The organism is Natrinema sp. 1APR25-10V2 (assembly GCF_031626495.1).
GTDB lineage: Archaea > Halobacteriota > Halobacteria > Halobacteriales > Natrialbaceae > Natrinema.
The window spans coordinates 118,682-130,941 of the sequence record NZ_JAMQOJ010000001.1; the positions used below are offsets into that span (position 1 = coordinate 118,682).

Consider the following 12,260-nt stretch of genomic DNA (forward strand, 5'->3'; position numbering starts at 1 on the left):
TCGCCGACCGTTTTTCTCGATTTCGGCGCCGAGCGAGGTCAGATAGCTCTCGATGAATTGTTCGACCGCGCGTTGCGTGACCGGCAGAGTAGCGTCAGTCATCGCTGGCCCCCAGATCGAATCCCTCGAAGACGCCGCTGTTGAAGTCCTCGACTTTGTCAGCGAGGTCACGCTGTTCCTGCAGGTCGACAGCCATCGCGTCGAAGTCGTTCTCCAACTCGAGTTCAGAGTCCGCCTCGACCAGCCGCTCGAACACGTCGTCCTCGAAGTTTCGACCGGTCTCCTCCAGTCGAGTCAGAATCTCACTCAGTTCGCCGACGGATTGCTGGAAGAGGTCGATCTTGTGGTAGAGTTTTTCCAGTACGTACTCCTCAATGGTGTCCTCCAGCGCGATATTAAATACGTAAACCTCCCGATCTTGGCCGATTCGATGGATGCGGCCGATGCGCTGTTCGACTTTCATCGGATTCCACGGGAGGTCGTAATTGACCATCACGTTGCAGAATTGGAGGTTTCTCCCTTCGTTCATCGCGTCTGTCGAAACGAGAACGCCGCCCTCCTCCTCGAACCGCTCGACGATTTCCTCCTTCTCGTCGCTGGAGTGGCCGCCGTGGAATGCATGGGTCGTGTAGCCCTCGTCAGCGAGCGTCTCCAGCAACTCCCGCTGGGTGGCACGGAACTGCGTAAAGACGATGACGCGTCCCTTGTCGACGCGCTCTCGGGCCTCGTCAGTGATCCGCTGGACGCGATCGAGCTTCGTAGGTGTCTCGACCGCGTCGATTCGCTCGAGAATCCCTTCGAGTTTGTCGGCATGAGCGGGCCGGCTGCCCTCGCCGTCGAGCTGGCGTTCGATCGTCTGCTCGAGCGCCGCGGGACTGCTGACGACTTCCTTCTGGAGGGTCATTAGGACGAGTTTCTGTCCCTGACTCTCGCGGTACGCTCCGCGAACGTACTCTGTGACCGCCTCGTAGAGGTCTCGTTCGGCCGGCGACGGAGAGAAGGTACGCGTGGTGACGTTGCGCGGGGTGAAATCGATGTCCGTCTCCTCGCGACGGTTACGGATCATCACCTCGCGCAGTCGGTTCTTGAGCTCGTTGCGGTTGACCAGCTTCTCCTGCGAAGAGTTGACGAAGTAATGGTGGAACGCCTCGCGCGTACCGAACAGGCCCGGGCGGAGCAGAGAGATGATGTTGTAGAGGTCGGTGACGTCGTTCTGAATGGGCGTCGCGGTGAGGAAGAACGCGTAGTCGTAAGAGAGCTTGTCGAGGAGAGCATAGCGGTCAGTTTCCTCGTTCTTCACATAGTGGGCTTCGTCCAACACGAGGACGTCCCAGTCACGGGCGAGGACAGTTGAGCGGTGGCGATCACTCTTCGCGGTGTCGATACTTGCGATGACATGGTCGTGGGCGCTGAAGCCCTCAAAGTCGTCGTCGTAATTGCAGGTGAAGTTGAGGCCGAACTTCTCGAGCATCTCGGCCTGCCACTGTTGGGCGAGCTGCGCCGGCGTGAGGATCAGCACCGCGTCATCGGTGCCACGATGGTGCATCTCCTTCAAAATCATCCCGACCTCGATGGTCTTCCCAAGACCGACTTCGTCGGCGAGGAGCGCCTTGCCGTCCATCTCGAAGAGCGCACGATGGGCGGCATCGACCTGATGCTCGAGGAGCTTGACGTTCTCCTCGTCGAGGTAAGAAAGAGAGCGGAGTTCCGTGTCCGGCTGGCTGGCCTGTAGTCGGTTGGCCTGTACCGTGAGGAGATGGTTATTTACCAAGGACGTGTCATCGGCTCGGTTAGCCAACTCGTCGGCACCCTCATAACGAAACTCGGCATCGACGAGATCATCGGTCGTCACTTTGCAGCACCTCGCTTCGGTGTCATCAGAATATAAGAGTTCATAATTCAGCTGAAGGCAGACCCACGTTTCCACTCCTTCTGGAGCCCGTTTTCGTCAAAACGTCGAACGGAAACCGAGTAGTTTAGGTAGTCATGTCCGTATTCCGTTGGATCAGGGACATCTGAATCCTTGAAACGGTGGATTTCGTAATGGGCAAAGTTCTCTGTCTCCTGTCCCGGTGGCACTACCTCAACTAAGTCTACACCGTCCCAGACCGTGCTTGTTCTTGCTATTTCACGTTTGAGTAGCTTATCCCAGTGCTTAGCGATAAGTCGGATATTCTGATTTCCGTAGACCATTCGACAAGGGGCCGGGTCTCTATTCCAATCTAATCGAGACCGTTTTACTGGCACATCAAGTCCATTTTCAGCCAGCGTGTCTTGCACAAATTGAATCAGCTCATCGTCGGTAGAGGGTTGAACGATTACCCGTGTAATTAACTGATCCACGTTGACTCCGATACTGAGCGAATCGTCATATTCCCAGTCGGGGGGTTCTTTTGGCGGCTGGAATACCAGCTGCGGATCTCGATCAACTACGACCCTGAACTCATTTTCGCTCGCAAACCTCAACAACTTGTAAAAATACGCAGCTTCGGGAACAGAGGGAATTTCTACCAAGTCATCAACGTACCGTACCATCCCCATGTAGAGTTGATGGTCATACGAAATTGCTTCTCGCAATCTTCCAACGGTGGTCTCTATAGCAATTTCGCCGAATTCATCCCAATGCTGTTGATTCTCATCTGTCCCAAGCTTCCAGCAATTGAGGAAGAAGCGACCAATTGAATTTCGACGGAGGTCTTCGAGGTATTCTGCTGGTGCGAACGCTGAAAGTGGTGTTCCGCCTTTTTCGGCTTCTCGAGTCGCGTCCGTAGCTTGTCCTTCGGTATCGTCGAAATCCTCCTCGTGATATTTTCGAGCGGCCCCGAAGTACAGTTCCTTGTCTTCAACGAGCGTCTCGAAATACTCACGGCTTTTGTACCTTCGAATAACCATCGAATCCGAAGGGAGAGCCCATTGTTCATTCCGATACGCTACGGGCATTTTACCGGCTCGCTTTGCAGGCGTTTGGTAGGTGTTTTCCATGAGTACGGAATTTGAAGAGAGTTCCGTCAGAAATCGCTCAGACGCGACTCCAGAATGTTCCGGTAGGTGTCGTCGCCGGTCGCGTCGGCCAGCCCCTCACAAAGCTCTCGCAGGTCGTCGGTGATCTCCCATTCGCTGAGATATTCAGAGACAGACTTGCCGTGCTCCCAGCGGTAGCGGAGGAACTGTGCCTTGTCAAGGTCGGTGAGTTCCTCGTCGCTGTCGACGCGTGATTGGATGTAGGCGATGCGCTTCTCGTCGTCCCACGTGCCGAGCGTGAAGCCGTTGTCCATTTGGTAGAGACACATATCCTCCATGCGCTCGGGCGTGGCATTTGTCCCACGACAGAGTTTGTTGAGATCGTCGTAAGATGCTCCAACTGTTTCCAACAGGTCGAGAAACACGTCTATTTCACCGATGTCACTTCCGTGTTGAATGACACCGTAGATCTCATCTACGACCTCCTTCGGAGTCATAGTCTCTCCGGCGCGCTCAACCTTGCCGTGGTGCTTGGAGTATTCGTGGAAACACCGTCCCATTTCGATAACCCCAATATCGCCGCGAGATAGTTCGCGATTTTCTTCTAAGCGTTGGCGTGTCTTTTGGGCAGTTCGATAAATATTCCGGCGCAAGCTATTCCAAGATATAGATTTGCGCTCATTTGCTGTACGAGCAACAATAATAATGTCGAAATCCACAGATTCCCCTTCTGTCAACTTGGAAGTTGCACGGTTAGTATCTGCAGTTATCGGATATGTTGCAGTAACCTCGAATCCAACATCACAAAGCGCCCCCAGTAATTCGCCCCATGATTCGGAATCGCTGTGATGATAAGTAAATACTAGCGCGCCGTCATCTTTTAGCGCCTTGTGGACTGTCCCAAATGACTCTCTCAATTCCTCCTCAAAGGTCTCTTCTGTCTTGTTCTCTGCAGGGTTAGCAACAATACTCTCTGCCCTTGGCGTTGTGTCTGGTTCAAATTGGTCATAATCTTCTTTCAGAATTAATCGGAGCCAGACATAGAAGAAGTTCGAGAGTTCAGAGTAGATCACATTGTGATAATATGGTGGATCCGTCAGTACAGCATCAAACTCGTTTTCAAACTCAAGTTCACGAGCGTCACGACAATAGATCTCATGATCGCCTCCTGCAGGTGTGCTAAATGGGGGTGTTTTCGCTGTTGAACCATCTTCTTCGATATACCGTTCAACAGGATTGTGTGCCCACTCTATCCCTGCTAGAACCTTCTTCCAACTTTTTTCGAAAGTTCCACGTCCATATTCAGTTCCCCAAACATTGTTTTCAACATATTCTCTCTGAGGATTGAATGAATTCTCCTTAAATATACCCTCTATCTTGTGTCCTTGTAGATTGTAAATAGTAAATCTGTTATTGAACATCAGAGAGTCAGAGAACGCTAGCAGTAGATATTCGCGAATATTTTTATCGTCTTCTCTATTAATCTCTTTAAGTAGCTTCGATAGTAGAAGGAGCTGACGGTCGTTGAACATGTCCGTCCAGTCCTCGAATCCCTGTCTCAGAACGTTGAATCCCCCACCAATGCTCCCCTCGAATGCGGCGCTATCCGTTTTGATTCCTAATGGAATCTCCTGTGATGGAACGAATTCATGAAGTTCCGTGCTCTCTTTCCACTCTTCCACTGCCTCTCTGTACTTTTCGCGATCCGCAGATGTTGCCGACTTATATCCCTTATATACTGATCTTTCTTCGCCGTTTTCGTCGCAATGTGGACAGTAGTATTCTATAGCATACAATCGAGAACTATATCCGCCTTGTTCTTGACCAGCATTCATTACTCCATATTGCTGCCCACAACCCGGACATGAGTAATCTCCACTGCTTACGTTCCCCTCTGCTGGGACAAATTCTGTGTCACAAGATTCGCAACTAGACTCACTTTTCCAGTCGTCTACTCGATTAATATGTTCACAAGAGGGACACAGAACATTATACGTTCCTTTATTTTCATATCGGCCTTTCGCTACTCGATAGTCTTTAAACAGGGGAACAAGCTCATCGCATGAGACGCATTGGACTCCATCAACCCAAAGATGGTACATCACATCGGCTTTCTTTTCGCAATTTGGACAATCTGTTTTATAATGGCTCGTTATTTCCTCTTTGATTTCCGATTTTACCCTTTCATATGCTGATTCAAGTTCGTTGATGCTCGTGTTTGAGGCTTCGAGTTCCTTCTTCACCACAAACCAAGCAACTGGGTTTAGATCGTTTCCAACAATCGAGGCACCAAATCGTGATGCCTCTATCAAGGAAGTTCCGCCACCCATAAACGGATCTAGAATTTTCTTGTCCTCGATAGTTGTATCTTTATTATACAGCTCCCAGAGAGAAGATGGATCTTCTAAATCGACATTATCTACAATATCACTCAAATCTGTCTCTGATTGAGAGAACTCAGCTAATTTTCTATTACTGTCTCCCGGGTTATTAACTGTAATTGACTCTGGATCGTCTGCTAGGGTGTAGAGACAAATTGTACGAAAGACAGACCCTAGACGGCGAGCCCACCATTTGTGCATCGTATAGAGAGGACGATAGTACCGCTTAGCTTGGTTCTCTTTATCGACAATCTCGTTCACCCGTTTGATTGGATAACCTCTTTCTATAGGGAGCGTCTTCCGATCGCCCTCGTCAGATTGTCCGAGTTCCTGAGACATTGGTGTGTGTCCACCACGTAGCATTCAGGCCCTGTATAGCTTTCCAGTACGTGGCGACTTGACCAGACGAAGACTCTCTATGAAACAGAAAATTCGCTATCGCTCTGCCGCCATTCAGGAACGATGTTCTCTAACTCCTCGGATTGAATCTCTCCCGGCCGGTTCCCAAACACCCATTCCACATCGTCGAGGTTCAGGTATGGTTCCTCCAGCCGCATCCGGAGCAACTCCTGCAGCACGTTGGCTTTGAGCAAGACGATATTGTCGATGTCAGTATTCGTCCGCAGATCGCGCAGTGTCGATTCCTCGGTGTCCCGGAACGAACTCGAGACGATGGCGAAGTAGATGTGCCGCTTGCCCTGATCGCGCAGCCGACGCGTGTGCGTCTCGATATACTCTCTGATCGTCCGGTCGTCCCGGCCGATCCGGTAGCCTTCTTCCCGCTTCTTCGCGTCGTAGATGACCGCATAGTCGTTCCGTACCGCCTCGGCGATCCCGTCTGGATTGCGACCCGAGCCCTGACCTAACACTTCGGTGTCGAACCCGAGCATCTCGAACAGGATTCCGCATTTTCGCTCGAAGATAACCGGGAGATCCGTGTCGGCTGGCGCGTACTGGTTCACGGCTTCGTCTGTGCCGGCCGCGACCTCGTCCAGATCGGAGACGACTGGAGGTAGGTACGGCTTGTCGGCGCCGGCAAACGTCTCTTCCGTCCCTCCGCTTGCTTCCTCTTCTTCGATCTCGTCGTCGTCCCACTCCTCGTACCAGTAGATCGCGTTGGCCACGTCTCGATACTCAACCGGGCTTTCAAACCACGTCTCGGCCTCCGATCGCAGCTCGTCCAGCACCTCGACGAAACTCGCGTATCGCGTCCCGTACGGTGCGTCAGTGTTGAGGAGTCCCTCGTCGCCGAGGTACTGTTCCGAGGTTGGATAGAAGATCGGGTACTCGGTGGGGCGTTGAATGTGCCAGAAGTAGCTGAGAAAGAAGATCGTCGACTTCGGAAACGGGTCGGAATCGATGTCGTTGTCCTTCAACCGCTGTGTGTACTCGGCGAATGAATCGATCTTTTCACGGCCCTCATTGACTGATCCGGGCGGCTGGATGGCTTTTCGAAGCCGGTCGCCGAAATCGCCCTCGTTTGGGGCGGCGTTGGACAGCTTATTAAAATGCATCTGACCGATGAAGCCGTCGAACCCCCAGATCTGGTTTCGCTTGTTGAGACCGTCGATTCGACTCTTGAATTCAACAACGTCAACGTCACCACTCTGGAAATCGTCGATGAGCGGTTGTAGCTTCTCTTCGGTGACCTCGTCGCGCTTGCTGTTGTGTTCCCTGTAGTACTCTTGAGCCTCCTCACTGTCCGCGAATTGCCGAAAGACCTCCGCTGGAGCGACCATTATCATCTGTTGAGATACGTCCAGCTCCGTTAAATCTTGACTCTACCAAATGTTCAGACGAAGCTGAAGTAGAGGACAAGTGTGATGCTTGATGCCGACGCGAGTGTCGTCTGTCCCACCAGTACAACTTACGACCGGTTTGCAAGCGACACCACATCTTCAAGTGACGTTTCCTCGAGAATCAATGCCCTATACCCGTTATCGACCAGATCTGTCGGATTCGTGGTCGCCAGTTCAGTCAGGTAGTCCGTCACCTCGGCAACGTCGTGCGCATCGAGACAGATTCGGCGATCGTCCCACGGGATTTCCGAAAGCTCGCCGTCGATCTCGGAATAGTCCTCGTCTCGTTCCCATACCTCTGCCTGATCCATGAGGTCTTCCCGGTTCTCGATCGCGTTCTGTTCAATGTCTCGCGCGAGATCGCGAAGCCGCCGGATCAGGTCGTCGAACTGGATGTAGTTCGGTACTTCGTCGCGGTAGAACGAGTGTAGCGTCGTCCCAGCTACGTTGTGGCCCGCGATCAGGTCTTGGCGAATCCGGGATGTGTCCATTGAGTCCAGTTGTCCCTCGAACTCCGAGTCTCGAAGGCGATCAATATGGTTGAAAATCCCGTCCGCGATCTCCTCTGCGAGGTTCGGTTCTCGGTTCAGGTACTCTGATACCACGTGATCGGAAACAAACAACGCGAAACCGTTGTTGTCGAGATACTGTCGGCAGCGATGGTGATGTGAGTCGTCTCGAAAGCAAAATCCGAGTACGACGCCGGTGTCGAGGAACGACGCATCCGACATCTATTCCTGTGCGAGGAGTTGCTCGATCTGTTCTTCGATGGTCTGTGAATATGCATTCGAGACACGATCGAGTTCTGTACTCCGCGATCGGCCGCGGAGGAGTTCCGATCGTACGTCCTTGAGATGTGTCGTGAAGTCTGCCTGCTCTTCAGCTGCGTCCTCTTCCCAGTCCGCAAGTCGTTCGTCGGAGATATTCTGGTTGTAGGCGAAGCGAAGAACGACCTTGCTGAGCGTACGAATGAAATCGTCGAGGAACTCGGCGATCCGACTGTATTCGACAGACTGGTCTACCATAAGACGAACCGTGTCGTCCCACCGTAGATAGAGCGTCTTAATGTCATCGTATCGCTCCCCATCGTCCGGATATGCGGCCATCATCTCGTCAAGTTGCCGCTTGAGATATTCTTCGTTCGACTCTCCACCGCTACCGTAGTTCTCCAGTCGCTCCTGCTTGCCGAGATCGATCGTACTCAAGAGCCACCGGAGTTCGCTGTATTTTCGAATGAACTCATTCTCGGCGTACTCCTCGTACTGGTGTTGTTTGATCTCCTCAACGTTCTTGCGACCGAACTCGTGTACCGTCCAGTCGACCGCAACAGGAATCACCTCGAGACCTTCTTCGGAGACATCGAACGCGTCGACGTGTAACTCCTTGGGGATGTACTGCTGGCCGTCCCAACCGATGGCAAGCGGAGCGTTATAAAATCGTCCGGAAAACTCGTGTTCGTTAGCGAGTTCCCCGTACATATACCAGTAGCGAGGGAGATCAGCCTCATATCCGTGCGTTTCGATAAGGCGACGATCGGTGATACAACAGAGCTTTAGGAACTTCGATCGCGAAATCTGATCGTCACTCTGCTCCTTCAGCCGTTTCAGCAGGAGCCACCCCAAGAACTCCGGCTCACCGAACTCCGGTTCCTCTTGGGGCATTGTTCTCTGTAAGAGTCCGGGAGTGAGGTTCTTAACTTTTCCCACTTATCAAGGGTTGTGTAGAGGCTAACCGAGCCCTGCTACGTCTTGAAACGTGGATAATGGGTTTCGATCACCGAAGCACCCTTTGAGCGAGTATGAGATGGCAGCTACCACAGTACTTAAGCGAGTTACATACACTTCTCAAAATAACGAATGGCCAGTGCGGATTCTCTTACACGGACGATCGCGGACACGGTCACGATAAGCCGTGAACTTCGCGAAGAAGGCGAGATCGACGGACAGGTCAAGCTCTACAATGTCGACGATGAGGACGAGTTCGAGGCCGACGCGTCCACGTTCTTCGATCGAACGCTGATGACCCAAGGGTTACGCGAGGGACTTGTTGACCTCCGGGACACCCTTCGCGGTGACGCCAACTACGGCACACACATCCTCTACGGGCCGTATGGGAGTGGTAAATCCCACCAGATGGTGGCGATGTACCACTGCTTCGCCGATCCTGAAGCTGCCGGCGAATTCGGCGACCGCCACGTCGACGGTTTCAGCGACGCGTTGTCCGCCGATGAGAATTCGGAAGCAATCACTGTCTCGCTCCAGCAACGCCAGCCGGATTACCTTTGGGAGCCGTTCTTCGATGTTCTCGACTACGAACCTTCCGGGAGCGACCTCGATCCGTACCCTGATATGGAGACGATTCAGGAGGCAGTCGACGGTCGTACGGTCGCGTATCTAATGGACGAACTCGAGGACTGGTTCGAGCCGCTGAGCGGCGACCGGAAGAAACGCAACCGCGGCTTCCTCCAAGCGTTCCTCGAGACGGCCGACCTCGACGACAGCGATGTCTTCGCCATCGTCTCCGTCCTCAGGAAGGGCTCTGACGTCCACCGTATCCTCGACAGGGAGAACGCCTCTGAGGTCAACATGAGCAGCAAGGTGAGCAAACAAGAAGTCATTCGCCACCGCCTCATCGATGACATCGACGAGGACGCTGTCGATGAGATCGTCTCTGACTACGTGGACGCGTACGCCGGCAACGATCACGTTCCGGACTCCGACATCCCCAGTGATCTCGCCGGGAAGATGCGTGACACGTACCCGTTCCATCCCGTCCTCCTGAATGCCCTCGAAACCCGCTACTACGCCGACGAGGGGAACCAGAACACGCGAGGGATGATCTATCTCTTCTCGAAGATCCTGACGACCGCCGCCGATCCCGAGGCAGACCCCGATGACGAGGACGCATCTCTTCTTATTGAGGAGACCGACCTCGTCACCCACGGCGACATCGACGCTGTTCTCTTTGACGATGAGCTGACTCGGATCAACATCGACCGCCCCGGCGTCTGTATCGATGACATCCGGAACCGCGTCGACCCCGATGCGATCCCCTACGGCCGCCGCATCCTGAATACAATCCTCCTCTACAGCCTCAAGCCCGACGAGGGCGAGGGCGCCGGCAAGGCCGAGATCGTGATGGGAACCTACCAGACGGGCGACCTCGTCTCGGACATCGTCCTCAACCTCGAGCAACTCTACGGCGTTGCATGGTACCTCCACAAGCTCAATGGTAAGTACGCCATTCGCGACCGACAGAACCCGAACGCACTCATCCAGAACAAGGCGGCGGACGTCGACGAGAAAATCGCGCTCGGCCAGATCGCCGAAACCGTCGAGCAGGTCTTCGGAACAAACGCCTACCCCGTCGGTTTCACCGACGGCGACCTCAAGCAGGTGCCGGACAGCCGCGACGTCAAGGTCGTCGTCAAGTCCAGCGATTGGACACCGGACGACGTCAAGACAGCTATCAAGAACGCCGACGGTAGTCCCGGCCGTGAGTGGCGAAACACGCTCGTGTTCGTCCAGCCGAGCGGCGATAAGAAGATCGAGTCCGGGACGGGATTCATCGAAAAGGCCCGGTACATCGAGGGAGCCGAACGCGTCCTTGAAGACGACTCACTGGACGATGAGATTCACTCCTCCGTGAAGCGCCAGCGCGAGGACGAACAGCGCGAACTTCGTGACCGCGTTGAACTCGCCTACGGAGAGATCCTCGACGGTGACGATCTCCTCAACGAGTTCGATCTGGCTGCCGAGATGGATCTCGACGTGTTCGTCTCTGAAGGAGAGCCGCTCAACGCCGGTGACATCGCCGACAGTGTCTCCGCAGAGGGGATTGACCTTCAACGGTATATTTGGGAAATTGTCGAAGACTTGCTCGACCGGCGGGGCGAGGCCAGTATCGAGGACATCTATGAACAGTTCCTCCGCCAGCCCACCTACCCGATTCCCGGCAGTCCGGGTAATGTGGTGGACGCGGCCGTCGACGCGCTCGAGGACAAGCCGGTGATCACTCACGGCTCCAATGGCTTCTCCGAGTCGTTAGAGGGCAGCTCCCTCGACACAACGATCCTCAACGAGAACGACGTCCAGCGGTGGACAGCCGAGGACGTCGTACAGGAACTCCGCCAGCGGTTCGGCAGCGGAACAAAGGCGGTTGACATCGGGAACTTTGAACTCGAACTTCTCGAGGACACCGAGATTTGGCTTGAAGGCGACGGCCACGACACGGTGATGACGGCTGCTGGCCGCCTCGCACAGGACGACCAGTATGCCCTCTATAGCGGTACGGACATCGTGACGAAAGCACAATCCGACGCGACGATCCGCGACATCTCGGACTCCGAGCGCATCGGTACTCCCGAGGTACGCGAGCGTATCGGCGACGCCTTGGAAGGAAACGGTCGAGCGAATACACACCGTATTCTCGAGGAAATCCGGCGCGACGAGACAGTCTACCTTCCGGGAGATGAGACCGAGAGGGCGTTTCGGGAGGCAGTGACGGACTTCCTCGTAGACGACTACGTCGTCGATGTTGACCGCGAGTACGATGACTCTCTCGGCGACCGCGACCCGACGGACGTGACGCTCGTCCCCGTAGTTCCGGACAACGTTGGCGATCAGATCATCGACTACATCGAGGGCCTTGACGGTGGCGACGAGTTCACGGTCGGGAGCGTGGCCGACCGATTCGATGCATCGGTTTCTGAGGATGCCGTCCAAACGTATCTCCTCCAGCACCTCGGACGCGAGTCCGAGCCAGAGTACGTGATCGCTTCGGATGGATCGGGTGATCCGACGCGTTGGTCGCCGGGCTACCAGTTCCGAGTGCCGAGTGGTGGCTGGCGCTTCGTGTTTAACGGCAATGATGTCGCAGAACTCCGCCGGAATTGGCGTCAAGACGAAGACTCCGGGGAGGTCACCTACGGCGAAGTTAGGTTCCAGTTGACCAACCGGATGGGGATTCCCGGGCCGCTCCAAGGCTCTGCGAGAATCAAGGAGACGATGACAAAGCTGACGCTTGAATCCGGTGAGGACTTCACAAAGGTGCGTGACCTCTTCGAACGCATGCCCGACGAGGCATCGAACATCTCCGTCGAAATCAACTTCGAGTAACA

The 12,260-nt window shown here is 54.3% G+C and carries 7 protein-coding genes; 1 reads left to right on the forward strand and 6 read right to left on the reverse strand.

Annotated elements, in window-relative coordinates; all coding sequences use genetic code 11:
- Positions 1 to 94 precede the first annotated feature (94 nt).
- The 6 genes from NDO75_RS00635 to NDO75_RS00660 form a co-directional block, all read right to left on the reverse strand.
- Positions 95 to 1,852 (reverse strand): SNF2-related protein, encoded by a 1,758-nt coding sequence (locus NDO75_RS00635; RefSeq protein ID WP_310904146.1) that lies wholly within the window; start codon positions 1,850 to 1,852, stop codon positions 95 to 97.
- Between the two features lie 47 nt (positions 1,853 to 1,899).
- Entirely contained in the window at positions 1,900 to 2,982 is a 1,083-nt protein-coding gene (locus NDO75_RS00640) for a hypothetical protein (protein WP_310904147.1), read from the reverse strand.
- 26 nt (positions 2,983 to 3,008) lie between these two features.
- The gene (locus tag NDO75_RS00645; RefSeq protein WP_310904149.1) at positions 3,009 to 5,681 is read right to left on the reverse strand and encodes a DUF1156 domain-containing protein; all 2,673 of its coding nucleotides are present in this window, start codon (positions 5,679 to 5,681) and stop codon (positions 3,009 to 3,011) included.
- A gap of 77 nt (positions 5,682 to 5,758) precedes the next feature.
- A complete protein-coding gene (locus tag NDO75_RS00650; protein ID WP_310904151.1) occupies positions 5,759 to 7,081 on the reverse strand; it encodes a hypothetical protein in 1,323 nt (440 codons plus the stop codon).
- 128 nt (positions 7,082 to 7,209) lie between these two features.
- Complete coding sequence (locus NDO75_RS00655) at positions 7,210 to 7,872, reverse strand: hypothetical protein (protein ID WP_310904152.1); 663 nt, start codon at positions 7,870 to 7,872, stop codon at positions 7,210 to 7,212.
- Positions 7,873 to 8,619 carry a hypothetical protein gene (locus tag NDO75_RS00660; protein ID WP_310904153.1) on the reverse strand — a complete coding sequence of 249 codons (747 nt, stop codon included), beginning with the start codon at positions 8,617 to 8,619 and terminating at the stop codon, positions 7,873 to 7,875.
- Positions 8,620 to 8,997: 378 nt separating this feature from the next.
- On the opposite strand from NDO75_RS00660, the gene NDO75_RS00665 reads away from it, so the two are divergent.
- The gene (locus NDO75_RS00665) at positions 8,998 to 12,258 is read left to right on the forward strand and encodes a DUF499 domain-containing protein (protein ID WP_310904154.1); all 3,261 of its coding nucleotides are present in this window, start codon (positions 8,998 to 9,000) and stop codon (positions 12,256 to 12,258) included.
- The last annotated feature ends 2 nt before the right edge of the window (positions 12,259 to 12,260 follow it).